The organism is Bradyrhizobium sp. SZCCHNRI20481 (assembly GCF_032485055.1).
Taxonomy (GTDB): Bacteria; Pseudomonadota; Alphaproteobacteria; order Rhizobiales; family Xanthobacteraceae; genus Bradyrhizobium.
Window position 1 is genome coordinate 127,661 of the sequence record NZ_JAUEUE010000004.1, and the last position, 18,730, is coordinate 146,390.

The 18,730-nt window shown below is 66.4% G+C and carries 16 protein-coding genes; 9 read left to right on the forward strand and 7 right to left on the reverse strand.

Annotation, left to right across the window (positions count from 1 at the left end; all coding sequences use genetic code 11):
• The first annotated feature begins 20 nt into the window (after positions 1–20).
• A complete protein-coding gene (gene hisN / locus QX132_RS07420) occupies positions 21–806 on the forward strand; it encodes a histidinol-phosphatase (RefSeq protein ID WP_315795959.1) in 786 nt (261 codons plus the stop codon).
• 66 nt (positions 807–872) lie between these two features.
• On the opposite strand, the gene QX132_RS07425 is transcribed toward hisN, so the two are convergent.
• Positions 873–1,763, reverse strand: a complete 891-nt coding sequence (locus tag QX132_RS07425; RefSeq protein WP_315737053.1) for a LysR substrate-binding domain-containing protein — start codon at positions 1,761–1,763, stop codon at positions 873–875.
• Between the two features lie 85 nt (positions 1,764–1,848).
• Here QX132_RS07425 and QX132_RS07430 point away from each other — a divergent pair, with 85 nt between their 5' ends.
• The gene (locus QX132_RS07430; RefSeq protein WP_315759390.1) at positions 1,849–2,601 is read left to right on the forward strand and encodes a sulfite exporter TauE/SafE family protein; all 753 of its coding nucleotides are present in this window, start codon (positions 1,849–1,851) and stop codon (positions 2,599–2,601) included.
• Position 2,602: 1 nt separating this feature from the next.
• Here the strand turns inward: QX132_RS07430 and QX132_RS07435 are convergent, their stop codons facing one another.
• Positions 2,603–3,244, reverse strand: coding sequence for a LysE family translocator (locus tag QX132_RS07435; RefSeq protein WP_315795955.1), 642 nt, complete (start codon positions 3,242–3,244; stop codon positions 2,603–2,605).
• 174 nt (positions 3,245–3,418) lie between these two features.
• Between QX132_RS07435 and QX132_RS07440 the strand changes: the two genes are divergently transcribed.
• The 3 genes from QX132_RS07440 to QX132_RS07450 all read left to right on the forward strand — a co-directional run bounded on the left by QX132_RS07440 (position 3,419) and on the right by QX132_RS07450 (position 10,050).
• Positions 3,419–5,164, forward strand: a complete 1,746-nt coding sequence (locus QX132_RS07440; protein WP_316160599.1) for an adenylate/guanylate cyclase domain-containing protein — start codon at positions 3,419–3,421, stop codon at positions 5,162–5,164.
• A 114-nt stretch (positions 5,165–5,278) separates the two neighbouring features.
• Complete coding sequence (locus QX132_RS07445) at positions 5,279–7,072, forward strand: adenylate/guanylate cyclase domain-containing protein (protein WP_316160600.1); 1,794 nt, start codon at positions 5,279–5,281, stop codon at positions 7,070–7,072.
• Positions 7,073–7,245: 173 nt separating this feature from the next.
• On the forward strand, positions 7,246–10,050 hold the full coding sequence (locus tag QX132_RS07450) for a di-heme-cytochrome C peroxidase (protein ID WP_316160602.1): 2,805 nt from the start codon (positions 7,246–7,248) through the stop codon (positions 10,048–10,050).
• A gap of 273 nt (positions 10,051–10,323) precedes the next feature.
• Here the strand turns inward: QX132_RS07450 and QX132_RS07455 are convergent, their stop codons facing one another.
• Entirely contained in the window at positions 10,324–10,473 is a 150-nt protein-coding gene (locus QX132_RS07455) for a hypothetical protein (protein ID WP_315736478.1), read from the reverse strand.
• A gap of 469 nt (positions 10,474–10,942) precedes the next feature.
• Positions 10,943–11,617: a GntR family transcriptional regulator gene (locus QX132_RS07460; protein ID WP_316160603.1), complete on the reverse strand. Its 675-nt coding sequence runs from the start codon at positions 11,615–11,617 to the stop codon at positions 10,943–10,945.
• Positions 11,618–11,769: 152 nt separating this feature from the next.
• On the opposite strand from QX132_RS07460, the gene QX132_RS07465 reads away from it, so the two are divergent.
• Both QX132_RS07465 and QX132_RS07470 read left to right on the forward strand, forming a co-directional pair.
• Positions 11,770–12,972, forward strand: a complete 1,203-nt coding sequence (locus QX132_RS07465) for an ABC transporter substrate-binding protein (protein ID WP_315795950.1) — start codon at positions 11,770–11,772, stop codon at positions 12,970–12,972.
• A 76-nt stretch (positions 12,973–13,048) separates the two neighbouring features.
• The gene (locus QX132_RS07470; RefSeq protein WP_315795948.1) at positions 13,049–13,759 is read left to right on the forward strand and encodes a hypothetical protein; all 711 of its coding nucleotides are present in this window, start codon (positions 13,049–13,051) and stop codon (positions 13,757–13,759) included.
• Here the strand turns inward: QX132_RS07470 and QX132_RS07475 are convergent.
• Both QX132_RS07475 and QX132_RS07480 read right to left on the reverse strand, forming a co-directional pair.
• A complete protein-coding gene (locus QX132_RS07475) occupies positions 13,749–14,597 on the reverse strand; it encodes a tetratricopeptide repeat protein (protein ID WP_315736474.1) in 849 nt (282 codons plus the stop codon). The two genes, QX132_RS07470 and QX132_RS07475, sit on opposite strands and share 11 nt — an antisense overlap.
• Before the next feature lie 73 nt (positions 14,598–14,670).
• Positions 14,671–15,618, reverse strand: a complete 948-nt coding sequence (locus tag QX132_RS07480; protein WP_315736473.1) for an alpha/beta hydrolase — start codon at positions 15,616–15,618, stop codon at positions 14,671–14,673.
• Positions 15,619–15,811: 193 nt separating this feature from the next.
• Between QX132_RS07480 and QX132_RS07485 the strand changes: the two genes are divergently transcribed.
• Both QX132_RS07485 and QX132_RS07490 read left to right on the forward strand, forming a co-directional pair.
• On the forward strand, positions 15,812–16,288 hold the full coding sequence (locus QX132_RS07485) for an Hsp20 family protein (protein WP_315759446.1): 477 nt from the start codon (positions 15,812–15,814) through the stop codon (positions 16,286–16,288).
• Between the two features lie 164 nt (positions 16,289–16,452).
• Complete coding sequence (locus tag QX132_RS07490; protein ID WP_315777890.1) at positions 16,453–17,217, forward strand: alpha/beta hydrolase; 765 nt, start codon at positions 16,453–16,455, stop codon at positions 17,215–17,217.
• A gap of 188 nt (positions 17,218–17,405) precedes the next feature.
• Here the strand turns inward: QX132_RS07490 and QX132_RS07495 are convergent, their stop codons facing one another.
• Positions 17,406–18,407 (reverse strand): hypothetical protein, encoded by a 1,002-nt coding sequence (locus QX132_RS07495; RefSeq protein WP_316160604.1) that lies wholly within the window; start codon positions 18,405–18,407, stop codon positions 17,406–17,408.
• Between the last annotated feature and the right edge of the window lie 323 nt (positions 18,408–18,730).

Here is an 18,730-nt window from a genome sequence, read left to right on the forward strand (position 1 = left end):
CCCTCACCCAAGGACGCGTTGTGACGGTCATCGATTTCTCCGCCTTCATCGGTCGTCTGGCGACCGCGTCGGGCGAAACCATCCTGCCGTTCTTCCGGACCTCGCTGCTGGTCGACAACAAGAGCAGCCGGCACGATTTCGATCCGGTGACGGAGGCCGACCGCGCCGCCGAGGCGGTGATGCGCCGCCTGATCAAGGCGAACTTTCCTCAGCACGGCATCGTCGGCGAGGAGTTCGGCAATGAGCGCGAGGACGCCGATTACGTCTGGGTGCTCGATCCGATCGACGGCACGAAGTCCTTCATCGCCGGTTTTCCGACCTGGGGCACGCTGATCGCGTTGCTGCACAAGGGCACGCCGGTGTTCGGCATGATGCACCAGCCTTTCATCGGCGAGCGCTTCGCCGGCGACAACGGCTCCGCCAACTACAAGAACGGCGGGGGCGAGCGCCGGCTCTCGGTCCGGCGCTGCGAGCGTCTCGCGGACGCGGTGTGCTATACGACGAGCCCATTGTTGATGAACGAGGCCGATCGCGCCACCTTTGGCCGGGTCGAGGCCGAGACCCGGCTGTCGCGCTATGGCGGCGACTGCTACTCCTATTGCATGCTGGCCGCCGGCCATCTCGATCTCGTCATCGAGACCGAGCTCAAGCCCTACGACATCGCCGCCCTGATCCCGATCATCAACGGCGCCGGCGGCATCGTCACCGATTGGGAAGGCGGCCCGGCGCAGAACGGCGGCCGGATCGTCGCCGCCGGCGACAAGCGCGTCCATGAAGCGGCGCTGAAGCGGCTGGCAGCGGGCTGAGCCCGCCTCCACCGGCCTGGCTCCGCCTCGAGCTGAACGGAGACGTCCGGCCTGTCGTCGGACACCTCATGCAGCGGCCCGGCGCAAATGCTCGACGAGCAGCTTCGCGGGACGCGGCAGCGCCTTGAAGCTGCGGGCGCAGATCACGAGCCGGCGATCGGCCCAGGCATCGCGCAGCGCGACGAGGCTGATCGGCATCGACCGCGCGCAACGCCGCGCCGCCGCTTCCGGCACGACGGCAATGCCGATCCCGGCCGCCACCATCTGGCAGATCGCGTCGAAATCGCGCAGCCTGGCCCGCACGTGCTGGCGGATGCCGAGCCGCGCGGCGTGCCGGCCGATATGGACGTTGAGCGCCGTCCCCTGCGTGAGGCCGATGAAATCCTCCCCCGCGGTCTCGCTGAAGTCGATCTGCCGGCGGGCTGCGAACGGGCTGCGCCGCCCGGCGACCAGGATCAGCCGGTCCTCGCCGAAGGCGAAGCGCTCGATCGTCTCGGGCAACGCATGCTCCGCCGCAAAGCCGAGATCCGCTCTGCCGGACGCGATCGCCTCGGCGATCTCGGTGCTTTCGCGCTCCTCGACGTCGACGTTGATGTCGGGATGCTCGCGCAGGAAGGCGGCCAGCGCCTTGGGCAGATGCTCGGCGAGGCCGACCGTGTTGGCGAGCAGCTGCACATTGGCGCGGCGGCCGGACGCGAAGCCCGAAAGCTCGCCTTGCATGGCCTCGACATTGGCCATGATGATGCGGGCGTGGTCGAGCAGGCTCTCGCCCGCCGCGGTCAGATCCACGCCACGCCGGCCGCGCTTGAACAGCTCGACGCCGAACGCGTCCTCCAGACCCTTGATCCGCGCGCTCGCCGAGGCCAGCGCCAGATGCGCCCGGTCGGCGCCGCCGGTGATGCTGCGGGCCTCGGCCACGGCAATGAAAAGCCTGAGATCGACCAGATCGAAACGCATGGTCATCCTGCCTCAGTCCTGGACGAAGGCTTGCTCCGTAACCTCCACATTGTGCCGCCAGCGCGGTCTGGTCAATGTGACGACCATGATCGACCCCATCCTCATCTTCATCGCCCTGGCGCTCACCTTGGCCGGCTTCGTTAAGGGCGCGCTCGGCCTCGGCCTGCCGACCATCTCGGTCGGGCTGCTCGCGGTCGCCATGCCGCCCGGCCGGGCGCTCGCCATCGTCATCGTGCCGGCAGTGATCACCAACATCTGGCAGACCTTCGCCGGCCCTTATCTGCGCGATATCGCCAGGCGCCTCTGGCCGCTGATGCTGGGCACCGCGATCGGTATCTGCCTCAACGCCGGCGCGCTCAGCCATGCCTCGACGCGCTGGGGCAACGTCGCGCTCGGCGTGCTGCTGATGCTCTATGCCCTGCTCGGCCTCACCAAGTTCGCCTTCAAGGTCGCGCCCCCGCACGAGAAATGGGTCGGCGGCATCGTCGGCCTCGTCACCGGGCTGATCTCGGCCGCCACCGGCGTGCAGGTCGTGCCCTCGGTGCCGTACATGCAGGCGATCGGGCTGGAGAAGGACGAGCTGGTCCAGGCGCTCGGCGTGTTCTTCACGGTCGCCACCGTCACGTTGGCGTTCAACCTGACGAGCTCCGGCCTGCTCAGCACGGCCACCGCCCTGCCCGGCGCGGTCGCCATGGCCTGCGCCTTTGTCGGCATGTTCGCGGGCCAGGCGGCGCGATCCCGACTGCCGGCCGAAGCGTTCCGCCGTGTGTTCCTGATCGCCATGATCCTGCTCGGCCTGTATCTCGCCGGCACGGCGGTCGTCGAGTTGCTCTGGTAGGTCAGCGCGCCTCGAGCATCGCGATCCGGATGCCGAGATAGATCAGCAGCCCGCCGATCGCGCGGTTGAGCCAGAGCAGCGCGGCGGACGAGCCGCGCACGCGGCGCGCAGCCCGGGCCGCGACGACGGCGACGCCGAGGCACCAGATCGTGCTGTTGACGATGAAGATCGTGCCGAGCAGCAGGAAGGCGAGCGCCTTGTGCGGCGCATCGGCTGCGACGAATTGCGGCAGGAAGGCGAGAAAGAACATCGCGACCTTCGGATTGAGAATGTTGGTGAGCGCGCCCTGCCAGAACACCTGGCGGAGCGTCACCGCCGGCATCGACGTCGCATCACTGGCCCTGGCGGTGTCCGGCCGTCGCGCCAGAAGCTGCGTGATGCCGAGATAGACCAGATAGGCCGCACCGGCCCATTTCACCGCCGCGAAGGCCGCGGCGGAGGCCGTGAGCAGCGCCGACAGCCCGATCGCGCTTCCGAACACGTGAACGAGGCACCCCGTGCTGATGCCGAAAGCGGCAGCGGCCCCGCCGCGCCAGCCGATCTGCGCGCTGCGGCCAACGATGTAGGCGGTGTCGGGACCCGGCGTGACGTTGAGCAGCAGCCCGGAGACGAGAAACAAAGGCAGATCGTGAATGCCGAGCATGATTGAACATTTCCTAACGATACCGGTCTAATCATCTACCTGGCCTCGGCATTGCTGTCTCGCACCGCAGAGGCCGGCGCGGGGCCGCATGGCAAAGGTGCCGCGATAGGGTCCGGAAAAGCGTTGGATTCGGCCGCCTCGGTCGTGGTATGCGCGAGGCGGGAGCACGATGTGATGGAAAGACGCCTCGCTGCCATCCTTTGCGCCGACGTCGCCGGCTATTCACGCATGATGGGAATCGACGAAGACGGCACGCACGCCGCCTTCAAGGCTCATCGCGGCGCCATCCACCCGATCATTCTCAATCACGCCGGCCGCATCGTCAAACACACCGGCGATGGCTTTTTGCTGGAATTCGCCAACGCCGCCAGCGCCATCCAGTTCGGGGTCGAGATGCAGTCCCTGATGGCGGAGCGCAACGCCGATCTGCCGGCCGACCGCAACATGCGCTTCCGGCTCGGAATTCATAAGGGTGAGTTCACGATCGACGACGGCGAGGCCTTCGGCGACGGCATCAATGTCGCCATCAATCTCGAATCGATCGCCGTCCCGGGCGGTGTTGCTGTCTCGGCCAAGGCGTATGAGGAGGCCGGCCCGCAACTCCCCATCGAGCTGACTAGCGCCGGAAGCTTCCAGTTCAAGAACCTGCAGGAGCCGGTGCAGGCGTGGACATGGGAGCCCGGCAGCGAGGCGGCGATCCGGGCCGGGACGAGCGTCACCGGCCTGCCGCCGCAATATCGCACGGCGATCGTCGGCGTGCTGCCATTCGTCAACCTCTCCGACGGCGCCGACGAGTATCTCGCCGACGGGCTCGCGGACGACCTGATCCATGCGCTGTCGCTGCAATCGTTCTTCCGTGTCCTGAGCCGCACCTCGACGTTTCGCTTCAGGGACCGCGGCCTCAATCCCCGCCTGGTCGCACGCGAGATCGATGCGACCTACCTGATTCAGGGAACGGTGCGGCGCTCTGGTCACAAGCTCCGCGTGACGGCGGAGCTGATCGCGCCCGAGACCGGCGCTCAATTGTGGACCGGTCGCTATGACGGCGACGTCGGTGATCTGTTCGCGATGCAGGACGAGATCACCACCAGCCTGTGCGCGGCGCTGATGCCGGAGATCTATCGTGTCGAAGCCTCGATTCCGGTCCGTGCGCCGGCGACCGACCCGACCGCCTGGGACCGCTTCCTGCGCGGTCTGTCGCACTACTACCGACCGACCAAGGCCGACTACGAGATCTCCATCTCGCTGTTTCGGCAAGCCATTGCGCTCGATCCCACGCTCGGCCTCGCGCACGCTTATCTCGCGACCATTCTGATGCAGGGCATCAATTTCGGCTGGATCAAGGGCTCGCGCGAGCTCTGGGACGAGGCGAAGAACCTGGCGCTGGACAGCGTGCGGCTCGACGCGCGCTCCTCCTTCGCCTATGCGATCCTGGCCTTCGTGCAGGCCATGCAGGGCGCCCATGAGGACGGCATGAAGGCGGCGCGCAAGGCGACCGAGCTCAATGCCTACGACATGGGCGCGCGCGGCGTGCTCGGGCTCTGCCACATGGTCAACGGCGAGCACCAGCAGGCCATCGATCTGTTCTCGATCGCGGCCCAGCGCGGCAACAGCGATCCGCGCTATCAATGGCCGGCGCTGAACGCCTACAGCCACTACCTGCTCGGCCGTTATGAGGCCGCGTTGTCGTGGGCCCGCGAGGAGCTGTTTCTCTACCCGAACCATCTGCAGGCGCTGACGATCCGCGCGGCAACCCTGGCGCAACTTGGTGCGACGGACCAGGCGAGCGACGCCGTCGACGCGCTGCGCGCGCAATATCCCTGGCTCACGCTGGATCGCCACATCAAGAACATCCGGTGGAAACGCCGGGACGACATCGACCACTACCGCGACGGACTGATCAGGGCCGGGCTGACGTGAGCCAATCGGGCCGCATGTCGTCGGCCCGCCACATGGCCTACACATTGCTTCCGCAAATTGATTGGATTCGACTGCTGTTGCCGTGGTATCGCCCTGAGTAGGAGCAAAGACGGAATGGAGAGACGGCTGGCCGCGATTGTCTGTGCCGATGTGGTCGGTTACTCGCGGATGATGGGCGCCGACGAGGCGGGAACCCATGCCGCGTTCAAGGCGCATCGCGGCGCCATCCACCCGATCATCCTCAATCACGGCGGCCGCATCGTGAAATACACAGGGGACGGATTTCTCCTGGAATTTCCGAGCGTCGTCGGCGCCATCGCGGCCTCGGTCGAGGTGCAGAAGCTGATGGCCGAGCGCAATGCTCATTTGCCGGCCGACCGGGTGATGCAGTTTCGCCTCGGCCTCAACATGGGCGACGTCATCTTCGACGAGGACGAGGTATTCGGCGACGGCGTCAACACTGCTGTGCGACTTGAAGCCGCAGCACCGCCCGGCGGAATTGCCGTCTCCCACAAGGCCTACCAGGAAGCCAGCAAGCACCTCACGGTCACCTTCGTCGACCGCGGGCCGTTCCGCTTCAAGAACATCGAAGACACCATCAACGTCTGGACCTGGGATCCGTCCTCGCCGGAGAAGAGCCGCGAGCAGCGGTCCGCCACGACCCTGCCGGCGCAATACCGGACCGCCATCGTCGGCGTGCTGCCGTTCGCCAATCTCAGCGGCGAGACCGACGAATATTTCTCGGACGGCCTGGCGGAAGACCTCATCCACGCGCTGTCGCTGCAGTCCTTCTTCCGCGTGCTCAGCCGCAACTCCACCTTCGCCTTCAAGCATGCCGGCATGAGCGCCCGCCTGATCGCGCGCGAGATCGATGCGACCTATCTGATCCAGGGCTCGGTGCGCCGCTCCGGCGACAAGATCAGGGTGACCGCCGAGCTGGTCGCGCCGGAGAACGGCGAGCAGCTGTGGGCCGGCCGCTACGACCGCGACATCGGCGACCTGTTCGCCGTGCAGGACGACATTACCGCCAATCTGTGCACCGCGCTGATCCCCGAGATCTACCGTGCCGAGGCGGCGGTGCCGGTGCGGTCCAAGACCACCGACCTCACGGCGTGGGACCGCTTCCTGCGCGGGCTGTCGCACTACTACCAGCCGACCAAGGCCGACTACGAGAGCTCGATTTCGCTGTTCCGCGAGGCGATCAGGATCGACCCCGGTCTCGCCATCGCCCACACCTATCTCGGCACCATCCTGCTGCAGGGCATCCATTTCGGCTGGATCAGGAATTCGCGGGAGCTGTGGGACGAGGCAATGGCGCTCGCCGAGGCCGGCGTCCGGCTCGATTCCCGCTCGTCCTTCTCGTATTCGCTGCTGGCCTATGTCCATGCCATGCAGGGTCGGGTGGAAGCCGGGATGGAAGCGGCACGCAAGTCGCTGCAGCTCAATCCCTACGACATGGGTGCGCGCGGCGTGCTCGGCGTCTGCCATCTCGTCGCCGGCGAGCACCGCCAGGCGATCGAGCTGTTCTCGGTCGCGGCCCAGCGTGGCAACAGCGATCCGCGCTATCAATGGTCGGTGCTGAGCGCGTTCAGCCACTACATGCTCGGCCAGTACGACGCCTCGCTGTCCTGGGCGCGGGAGTCGCACTATCAGAACCCGAACCATCTGCAGTGCCTCGCCATCCGCGCCGCCGCGTTGGCGCAGCTCGGACGCTCGGTCGAAGCCGGCGAGGCCGTCGCGGCGCTTTTGAGCCAGCATCCGTGGATGACGATCGAGCGCCTCCTGAGCAACATCCGCTGGCGCAATCCGGCCGACATCGCGCATTATCGCGACGGCCTCACCAGGGCCGGCGTGCCGCTGACCAAGCTCACCCTGGTGGACACCAAGGCGAAATTCGCGGGCGAGTAGCGCGATCGCGACTTGAGGTTGACACTTGGGCGGGTTACGCCAATCATTGACGATTGCATTGTAACGTTCAGATGGCGGGGCTCCGCCCGTTCCTCGGCGCAATTCGGCGCCGCCCTCGTTTGTTGGCGTGATTTCGTTTTCATCACTCAGGTGCTTTCCAAGGATGTTCTTCGATGCAAGAAGACAGCGCCCGCGTCCGTGACGCCCTGCCCGGACAGCTTCCGGTCTCGTCCGATAACCCGTGTCCCTTCCTGCGCGCGCTCGTCGCCGGCGGTTTCGTCGACGGCCACAGCGTCCCCCTGAAGACCATCGGCGACCGGGTCGAGGCGGCGAGCGGCGAGACCGGCTTCAAGAAACGGCTTGTCGGCATCGAGACCTTCGGCGTCGCCCTGATCGCGAACGGCCTGTCGCCGCTGCGGCTCCTGAAGAGCCTGTGGTCCGGCGCCGATCTCGACCAGTTGCGCAACGGTCCGCTCGACAAGCATGGCGGCGGATCGCGCATCCTCGACGCCGAGGCCAAGGTCCATCCCGAGGAGATCGACCGGTTCGCGAGCTTCGGCAGCGACTATCCCGATCCCAATGGGGGCACCGAGCGCGGCCTCAACGAGGCGCAGATCCAGACCTTCATGAAGGCCAATCTGACGCGCGACGGCGATCGGGCGCGCTGGTACTTCCCCATTCTGATGCAGGGCGAATGGCCAGTGCTGCTGAACATCCTCGGCAAGGGCGAGGGCGACGGCCGCTATCTGTCCGTTGCCGAGGTCCGCACGCTGTTCGTCGACCGCCGCCTGCCGCAGCGTATCGCCGCACGGCTGACAGCCAAGCCCAAGCCCGCGAACATCGTCTGGCGCATCGGCAAGGCACTCGTCGGCACGGCAGTGCTGGCCGGCGCCGCCGTGTTGCTCGCCTGGGTGGCCGCGCCCGACGCCGTCAGCGACAAGCTCGGCAAGGTTCTGCCGAAGAAGGCCGCGGCGTTCATTCCGCCCGCTTTGCCCGAGACCGAGCCGACCAGGGCGGCCTATTGGCTCGATCAGGGCTGGACCACGCAGGACCGGCACTGGTTTCACCACGTGACGCAGGGCACCGCGACCTTTCCGATTCCCTACGCCTGGTTCATGGCGATGGAGCAGCCTTATCTGACGCCGTTCGGCTCGCCCGGCCTGATCTCCGACAGCGCCTATCTCGAACGTTTCGGCTTCATCCCGAGCCCGAAGAGCGTCGACGGCGACCCCAACGCGCTCCGGCCGTTCGGCTACGCCGCCACGGCTGCCAAGACCGAGCCGGCAGCGCCGCTGCCGTCCGGCCTGAAGCCGACCCCGGCCGGCAACGAAGGCGGCCTGCCAGTCGGCTTTGCCCGGCTCACTGGCGCGACCGATCCCGCCACCGGCGCCGCGCAGTCCGACAAGATCGGCCTGACCTGCGCGGCGTGCCACGCCGGCAGCATCCACTACAAGGGCGTCAGCGTGCGCTTCGACGGCGGCCCCGGGATGGCCGACCTACGCAAGCTGGAAGAAGCCATGGGCTTTGCGATGATCTTCACGCAATACGTGCCCGGCCGCTTCTCCCGCTTTGCCGATCGCGTGCTCGGGCCGAACGCCTCCGACGCCGATCGCGAGACCCTGAAGAAGGGCTTGAAGGCCGCGACCGATTTCGCGCTCAACATGCAGGCCAAGAACTACAAGACCACGATCGAGGCCAAGGGCCAGACCGAAACGGAGGAAGGCTTCGGCCGGCTCGATGCCCTCAACCGCATCGGCAACCAGGTGTTCTATCTCGACATGGCATCGAGCGGGCTGCCGAACATGCTCGGCAACCAGGAGGCCATCGACGCGCCGGTGTCCTATCCGCCGATCTGGACCGTGCCGTGGTTCTCCTGGGCGCAATATGACGGATCGATCGCACAGCCCCTGATCCGCAATGCCGGCGAGGCGCTCGGCGTCTCCGCACAGATCAACTTCTCGCCGGAGACCGCGAGTGACAGGCTGTGGCGGTCGTCGATGGCGATCGATAACCTGCTCTACATCGAGAACATGCTGCGCGGTCCCGATCCGTTCGCGACGACGACGCCCGCGTTCGGCGGGCTGACCTCGCCGAAATGGCCGGAGAAGCTGTTCGCAGGCGACGACGCCTGGAAGATCGATCCGGCACGCGTCGAACGCGGCCGGAAGCTCTATGCCGCTGTTTGCGTCGAGTGCCATCTCGGGCCGGTCGCCGACCCCGTGTTCGACAAGACCTATCCGGACAAGAGCTTCTGGAAGATCAAGCCCGCCGAGGATTGGGAGAGCAAGGGCTGGAATGCCAAGGGTCCGATCCTCGACCTCGTGCAGAAGCCGGTCGACGCGATGCAGACCGACCCCGGACAGGCGAGCATTCTCGCCAACCGCAAGGTCAAGGTGGCAGGATTCCTCGAGGTCGATCCGGCCAAGGATCTGAAGGGCTGCAACCTGCCGCAGGGCTCGACCACCGACATGCCCTACGCGCTGGCGCTGATGGCCGTCGTGCAGAAGGCGAGCGACAAATGGATGGAGGACCGCAACATCGGCGAGGCCGAGCGCGCCGCGCTGTGGGGCGACCGCAAGAACTGTCCCAACCCGGCCGGCAAGTCCTATCGCGCCCGCCCGCTCAACGGCGTCTGGTCGACTGCGCCCTATCTGCACAACGGCTCAGTACCGTCGCTGTACTGGCTGCTGACGCCGGCCGCCGAGCGGCCGACCTCGTTCTGCCAGGGCGCGCGCGACTATGACCCGAAGCCGGTCGGCTTCGCCGTGCCGAAGGGCGGCGAGAGCGCGTGCAAGGTCGGACAGACGCTGTTCATGGCCAAGGATTCCAGCGGCAAGCCGATCAAGGGCAACAGCACGCTCGGCCATTCCTTCGAAGGTCCGACGAAGCCCAACAAGGACTATCCGAACGGCATCATTGGCGGTGCGTTCTCGGAGGACGAGCGCTGGGACCTCATCGAATATCTGAAGACGCTGTGAGGATGTGAGGCTGCGCACCTTCGTCACGACGAAGCCACGGGCCTCGTGGGACTGATCTCTTGCGGCGAGAGCGGTCCCTCCCCTCCCGGTTGCGGGCAGGGGTTGGGACGGAGGTCCATGAGCTCCGGTCCCTACAACTCACTGAGCGCGACAGCGACGTCCGTGCGCCGACCCGGGACCCATACTCCCGGGCGGCGATGGGGCGCAGGCTGGCGCCATAGCGTGCCTTACGCGGGCAGAGGTGGATGGAGCGAGCTACCTTCTTCTGCCCGATCAGAACATCGCGGGCGGGCTGACATTCACTCCGTGCTGGACCAGCACGAGAGAAGCGACCACGCCCATCAACGAGAACATGGTCACCAGACCGAATCCGGAATTGAGCGCATGGGGACCAACCAGCTTCCGCGCAATCATCATAATCATCAATGCCTCCTCCTGAATGTCGTTAGTGGACGTCACTAGAGGGACGGTGCGTTACCGGGGCGTTTCCAAACTTGGAGAGATCGGCGCGTGGTGAATGCATCCTTGAATGCACAGCAAGCCCGGCATGAAGCCCGCTTAACACTGATGGCCGATTTGGATTTGCATCGAGGTGAGGAGAGCGCCGGCGCTCGAAAAAGTTGAATCTTCGTAACTGCTCGCGCTGAACGGATCACAATGTCGACGACAAGGGTGGACCGCTACACGCGTGGGGCACGATGGCTGTGTCGCCAGAGCGATCTCGTGTACGCGCGGCGAGAGAACGAGAATCCGGTGTTTCCCAGCGAAAGTATATCGACACCTCGAATGACGTGGCCGTAGCCGCCAGGCCATATCCCGTCATCCGGTTGATGACGTCCGGCTCGGGACATATCGCGTCGAAGACGTTCGCGGTCGGCGTCCTGACTCGATCCTATCTCGCCTCATTCATCGCCGTCGCTGCGAGCAGCGCCGCCTCGATCGTGTCCCGGGTCTTGTCGAGATGCGCCGTCATGAGCGTCACCGCGCGCTCGGTGTCGCGCGCCAGCACCGCCTCCATCAGTTCGCGATGCTCGCGCGCGGCATCGCGGTTACCACGATCGGTCTTGCGGGCGAGATCGAGATAGCGCTCGTTATGCGCAAACAGGAGATCACGCACCCGCATCATCCAGGCGCTGCCGCAGGCCTGGGCCAACGCGGCATGGAAATCGGCATGCGCCAGCATCCAGGCCGGCGAGAAGCTGCCGTCATGGGCCGCGATCGGCGTCGCGGCCAGACGGTGATGCGCGGCAACGACCGTGGTCTCCCAGGCGAGATCACCGTTGGCGATGGCGCGGCGCAGGCACTTGGTCTCGATCTCGACGCGCATGTCGGTCAGGTCGCGCAGATCGGCCACCGAGACCGGCGCGACGCGGAAGCCGCGCTGCGGCGTCGCCGTCACCAGCCCTTCCGCCGTGAGCCGCGCCAACGCCTCGCGGATCGCCCCGGTGCTGACCGAGAAGGCTGATCCGAGCTCGCTGATCTTCAGCTTCTCCTCCGGACGATAGAGGCCGGCGAGCAGGCTGGCACGCAACTGCTCGTAGACGGTCTGGGTGGCGCTGCCGGACATCGACTCATTCTCGCGGGACAATCGATTCACACTAGCAGAGCCTAAAAGTATACTTTCATCAAAAAAATATATTTTAATTGCACAGCCTCCGCCATCCCCCTATGCTCAACGCCAAAACGCCGCCGGCAGCGCGGCCCATCAGGGAGGTATCCATGCGAAGCGCCATCGCAGCGGCAGGATTGTTCGTCGTCGCGTCCGTCCTCGCCGTACCCGCTCGGGCGGAGGATCAGCCGGGCATCACCGCCAGCGAGATCCGCATTGGACAGACCATGCCCTATAGCGGGCCGGTGTCCGCCTTCGGCATCCTCGGCAAAGGCGAGGTGGCCTACTTCAAGATGGTCAACGACCGCGGCGGCATCAACGGCCGGAAGGTCAACCTGATCTCGCTGGACGACAGCTACGTGCCGCCCAAGACCGTGGAGCAGACGCGACGGCTGGTCGAGAGCGACGAGGTGTCGTTCATCTTCTCGACCATGGGCACCGCGCACAACACCGCGATCGCCAGGTACCTACAGGGCAAGAAGGTGCCGCAGCTGTTCGTCGCCTCGGGCGCCTCGAAGTTCGGCGATGCCGCGCAGTTTCCGCAGGCCGTAATGGGCGTGATGGCGCCGTTCCGCAACGAGGCGCGGATGTATGCGCGCTACGCGCTGCAGCAGAAGCCGGATGCGACCTTCGCCATCCTCGCGCAGAACGACGATTTCGGCCGCGACTATCTCACCGGGCTGAAGGACGTGCTCGGCGAGCGCTTCGACACGGCCGTGACCGTCGCGAGCTACGAGGCTACCGAGCCGACCATCGACTCGCAGATCGTGAAATTGAAATCCAGCGGCGCCGACGCGCTGATCATTGCCGCGACGCCGAAATTCGCCGCGCAGGCGATCCGCAAGACCTTCGAGATCAACTGGCGGCCGATGACCTTCCTGACCAACGTGTCGGTGTGGATGTCCTCGGTGATGGAGCCGGCGGGCCTCGAGGCCGGCAAAGGCATCATCTCGACCGCCTATGTGAAGGATCCGCTGGATCCGGCCTGGGCCGACGATCCCGGCGTCAAGGGCTGGCGCGACTACATGGCGAAATACGTGCCCGACGGCGACATCCGCGATTCCAACTACGTCAACGGCTACAACAACGGCATGGTGCTGGAGCACGTGCTGAAGGCGGCCGGCAACGATCTGTCGCGCGAGAACATTTTGCGGCAGGCGCTGTCGATCAAGGACCTGGAGCTGCCGATGCTGCTGCCGGGCATCAAGGTCAGCACCAGCGAGAGCGACCATCTGCCGGTCGAGCAGGTGCAGTTCATGCGCTTCACCGGCAAGCAGTGGGAGCGGTTCGGCGAGGTGCTGTCGACCAAGTAGCGGCGGCTGCCCTGTTGGACTTTCGGCGGCGAAGGCGTAGACCTCTGCCGTCGTCCACAGGAGAGCCGCGGCGCCGATGTCCGAGACTGAACCGCTCACGCTGAAATTCCGCTGTCCGAAGGAGCTCGAACGCCTCATTCCGCAGCCGGTGCCGGCGCCGATGGGCGTTCCCGACTGGATCAAGACGATGCCGGCCACCGCGTTCAGCGCGCTCAACCAGGCCGAGGAGCAGACCGTCAAGCGCTGCCCGCCCTTCATCGACGCGATGACGACGGGCTTCCTCATTCCGCTGATCTGCGACCTCAAGGTCGAGGATGGCGGGATCAGTTGGGACAACGAGCTGCCGCCGGGCGGCGCGATCGATTTTCCGCGCTCGCCGATCAGCTTCCACGACGTCGCGCAGGTCGCGGGCTCGCCGCTGTTCGAGACCGACCGCTTCCTGCTCAAGTTTCACAATCTCTGGACGATCGAGGCGCCGGAGGGCTGGGCATTGCTGTTCACGCATCCCATCAACCGCTTCGACCTGCCCTTCACCACCGTGACCGGACTGGTCGACAGCGACCGCTTTCACGACTCGTTCGTGCACTTCCCGGCGCACTGGCATGACACGGCGTTTCGCGGCGTGATCCCGAGGGGTACGCCGGTCGCGCAATGCATTCCGGTGAAGCGGCAGACGTGGGCGATGCAGACCTCGGCCTTCACCGAAGAGGAAATCGCCGAGATCCACGTGGTGCGCGACGCGCTGAAGCGCGAGACCGGCGTCTATCGCAAGCGGTTCAGGGCTTAGCTGTCGCAGCGCCGTCGATCTGCAGGAATCTGGCGGCATCGCTCGGACGGAAGAAGAAGCGGCCGTGCGAGGTGACCGCGAGCGTGTAGGCCGCGCGTGTCAGCAGATGCGGCCGGCCGCGCACCACCGTGCGCAGCGCCGCCTGCGCGCCATCGCGATCCCCCATCTCGGCGAGGCACATCGCGAGATTGGCGCGGGTCTGGGTGTCGTCGGGCCGCAGGCCTAGCGCATGGCGGTAGGTACCGGCGGCCTCTGCATAGTCGCCGTCGAGGAACTGCACCCAGGCGAGCTCGATCAGGATGTCGGGCCGCCCCGGCGCTGCCTCGCGCGCTGCCAGCAGGTGCGTGCGGGCACGGACGCGGTCATTGGCCTGGAGACGGAGGCGTCCGAGATCGAGCTGGAGGTCGACGCTGTCGGGTGACAGCGTCAGCGCCTCCTCGATCACGGCGATGGCTTCACCGAGCTGTCCCGACTTTGCAAGCCGCCCCGCCAGCTCCTGGAACGCTGGCAGAAAAGGCGGCCGCCGCGCCGCGGTCTTGCGCAGTTGCGCGATGCCATCGGCGGCACGTCTGGATTCGCACAAGGCGGCGCCGAGCAGCGTCTCGAGCTCCGGATCGCTGCCGCGGAGCGCCGCCTTCTCCAGCGGCGCAATCGCCTCGCTCGCGCGCTGCTGGCCGAGCAACGCATGGGCCTGGACGAGCAGCGCGGCGCGATCAGTCCTGGCTGTGCGCAGGATCGAGGCGGCAATCTGCTCGGCGCGCGCGAACTGCCGCGCGCGCAGCGCGTGGATCGCTTCCTGCAGCGCCTGCGCCTGCTGATTTTTCCGCCGTTCACTCACGTCTGCAGCCAAGCTCCGAGGAAGAGGTCGAGTCTAGCTAGCTCGCCGGCCCCAGGAGTGTCCAGCAGCACGCTCACCCGAACAGCGGCGTGCCCGGCACGAAGGCGTCGAACGCAGCCCAGAACTGCGAGCGGTAGCGGTCCTGCTCCTGCAGGATCTCGTGCTTGGCCCCGGCGATGACGAGATGCGAGCCGGCGCGCAGATGATAGGCGAACTCCTCGATCGCCGCGGTCGACACCACGGTGTCGCTGGACGCCGCCAGCATCAGGATCGGCTGCCGGATCTGGGAGGGATAGGTCATGCCGCGGAAGGTCATCATCGCCGAGAAGGCGGAATCGGCCCAGGCCACCGTCGGCGAGGCGATGCCGAGCGTCGGATCCTCCTCGAGGATCGCGGCGTTGCGGGCATAGCGGACGGGATCAGAGGTCAGCGGATTGTTGACGAACGGCGCCAGCCCGCTGATCTCGTCGTTTCCGCCCGGCACGTAGCGGCCGCCCTGCCCGGCGATGCGCATGGCCCGCAGCAGCAGCCGAGCCGGCAGCGCGGTGCGGCTGTCCGGCAGATCGATCATCGGCGCCGACAGTACGACGCGATCGAACCAGCGCTTGCCGGCATGCGCGAGCCGCAGCAGCACGGTGCCGCCCATCGAATGCGCCAGCGCGAAATAAGGCGGCGGACAATCCGGCAGCACGACCTGGGTGACGAAGGTCTCGACGTCGAGTTCGTAGTCGGAGAACGAGCGCACATAGCCCTTGCGGGAATCGCGCAGGCGCCGCGACGAATGGCCCTGGCCGCGCCAGTCGATGATCGCGACCGCAAAGCCGCGGTCGCGCAGGTCGCGCACCGTCTCGAAATACTTCTCGATCATCTCGCTGCGGCCGGTGAACACGCACACCGTGCCCTTGCGCCCGGCCGGCGGGGCCCAGCGCGCAAAGCGCAGCTCGGCGCCATCGGGAGTCTTGATGGTGCCGGCGGTGGCGTTTTCGGGGACGGGATTGGCGGGAATCGAGACGAGCGTCATGAGGCGCCCATCGAATAGGTGAAAGGCAGTGGGAATCAAGGGGTGGAACGGCAAAAAGAGCAGGTCTCGGACGCCCTTGAACGTCGAAACGTCCGACCCATATCGAGGCCGTGCAGGCCGCGTCAGGCTGCACGACAGCCCGGCCCGATGGCGGGCGGGTTAGCCAACAGTCGCTCAATGGAGGACTTTGACCATGCGTACCTACGACCTCACCCCCTTCTATCGTTCCACCGTCGGTTTCGACCGTCTGTTCTCGCTGCTCGACCAGGCCACCAGCGATCCCACCCCCGGCTATCCGCCCTACAATATCGAGCGCACCGGTGAGAACGCCTACCGCATCACCGTCGCCGTCTCCGGCTTTGGCAAGGATGAGCTCTCCCTCGTCGCGAAGGAAAACACGCTGACGATCAAGGGCGAGAAGGCCGCCAACGAGAACGGCAAGAAGAGCGAGTTGCTGTATCGCGGCATCGCCGCCCGCGCCTTCGAGCGCTCGTTCCAGCTCGCCGACCACGTGGTGGTGAAGAACGCCAGCCTCGAGAACGGCCTGCTCCACGTCGACCTCGTGCGCGAGATCCCTGAGGCCAAGAAGCCGCGGTCGATTCCGATCTCGACGAACGCGCAAGCTGAGCAGCCGGCGATCGAGGGTTCGGCCGAGAAGGCCGCCGCGTAACCGGCACACATACTCAGGAATGCGAACGCCCCGGGCAGCCGGGGCGTTTTTTTGTGTGGTGCTGCAGTGCAATCAAACGACCGTGACTGACGGTAACGGTCTGCGCCCTGCCCGCGAAGACCCCAGTGATCACCGCGCCAACCCGAGCCACTGGAGCCGTTAACATGAACGTCGTTCGTACCCTCACCCTCATCGCCGCCCTGTCGGCTTTTGCCGGCCCCGCTCTGGCGCAGCCGGCGCCGCCGCCCAAGGTCCACAACGTCGTGCTGGTGCACGGCGCCTGGGCCGACGGCTCGAGCTGGGCCAAGGTCATCCCCTATCTGCAGGCCGCTGGCCTCAAGGTCACCGCCGTGCAGAATCCGCTGACGTCGCTGGCGGACTCCGCGGCTGCCACCCGCCGCGCACTGGCCGAGCAGGACGGACCGGCCGTGCTGGTCGGCCATTCCTGGGGCGGCACGGTCGTGAGCGAGGTCGGCACCGACCCGAAGGTCAGCGCGCTGGTCTATGTCGCGGCGCGTGCGCCCGACGCGGGCGAGGATTTCGTCAAGCTCGCCGGTCAATACCCGACACCGCCGGCCCGCGCCGGCATCGTCGACCACGACGGCGACACCAAGCTCAACGAGGACGCCTTCCTGAAGTATTTCGCCAACGGCGTCGATGCGACGACGGCGAAGGAGCTCTATGCGGTGCAATGGCCGACCGCGGCGACGATCTTCGGCAACCGCACCACCCAGGCGGCATGGCACGACAAGCCCTCCTTCTATGCGGTGTCAAAGCAGGACAAGACGATCGATCCGGATTTCGAGCGCTTCCTGGCCAGCCGCATGAAGGCGACCACGATCGAGCTCGACGCCGGGCACCTGTCGCTGGTCTCACATCCGAAGGAGATCGCTGATCTGATCCTGAAGGCCGCCGGTCAGCACGAGTAGTCCGATTGATGGTGCGGGACTCGTCCCAGCGGCAACAAGCAACGCTGTCATGCCCGCGAAGGCGGGCATTCAGCACGCCGCGGCAGTCATGAGCAACCGAGATGCTGGTGGTGACTGGATCGCCCGGTCACGCCGGGCGATGACAGTTGTGGTGGTGGCTGGCGGCCGGGCAGACCGCTCAATCGCCTCTAATCCAGCCCCTGCACCGGAGGCATCTTTGCCGTCGGCTGGATCTGCGGTGTCGGCTTGGCCGCGGCCGCCGGCGCTACGGAGCCGGTGGTCTGAGGCGGCGCGGCTGCCGACTGCACCGGCTTGGCATCAGACGGCTTCGCCTCGGATGACTTCGCCTCGGATGACTTGGCCTCGGACGGCTTGGCCTCGCCCGTCTTCGGCTCGTCGGCCTTGGCTTCGACCGGCTTCGTCTCGGCAGGCTTGACGTCGGCGGGTTTGGCTTCGGCCGGCTTGATGTCCGCAGGCCTGGGCGGAAGGGCTTTGGGAGCTTCCGTCGGCTTCGGGTTGAGCGCCGCGGTCTGCGGCGACGGCGCTGCCGGTCGGGCTGCTGGCGTCGGCACCTTCGGCTGAACCGACACCGCGGTGGCAACGCGCGGCGCAGCCGGCATCGGCGGCACCAGGCGCGGATCGGCCCGGATCACGCTCGGCGGCGGCAGACGGTCGAGGGCGCCGCGCGGGCTCGGCTCATAGCGCATCCGCTCGTACTCCTCGCCCCATTGGAACGCCGGGACGAAGCGGATGATGCGGCCGGAGCGGGCATCGACCACGAGCTTGCCGTCCTCGCCCTCGCGATCGAGCACCGCCACGACGTAGACATTGCCGCGCTGACGCGGCACGCCGAGCGGCGAGAAGCCGTTGTCGCGCAAAATCGCATAGACCTCATGCACCGGCAGGAACGTCGGCGCATAGCCATAATCCTGCTGGTAGCCGTCCTGACGGTAGACCGGCGCCGGCGGCACATAGCGCTCGTCGCGGTAGCCGTAGTCAGGGCCCGACCGGTAGCCGTAACGCGGCGGCGGTGCGGGCACGACGGCCGGCGGCGGCAGATCCGGATAGGGCGTATCGAAATCGGAGACCGCCGTGTAGGGCGCACGGACGCCCGATGGCGGCAACGGCTCGGCCTGCGCGGCAAACGGCGCAATCAACGCGGCTGAGACGACTCCAACTAGCAACTTCATGGCTCAAAGCTCCTGCATGCCCCCGCACGTGAAGCTGTTCGCTTCTTCTCAAGTGCCGCGGAAGTTCTGCCGTGATTCCGGCGGTCCTGGGTCGGCGAGGGGGCGGGATCGGGGCGTCAGGTTTCAAAATCGAGCGCAGCGCGTGATCGCCCGGCCCGGTCGGGTCGTTCGGTCAGCGGCTGAAACGGAAGATTTGCCGGGGAATGGGCGCGTTGCTGCGCCCGGACCTCAGGACTCCGCGATGCTTGTGTGATAGGTTAAAGTTTGGCATCTTGCGGTTTAGGACAGAAATGCTGTCTAAAATTTCGTTGCAAAGGTGACCG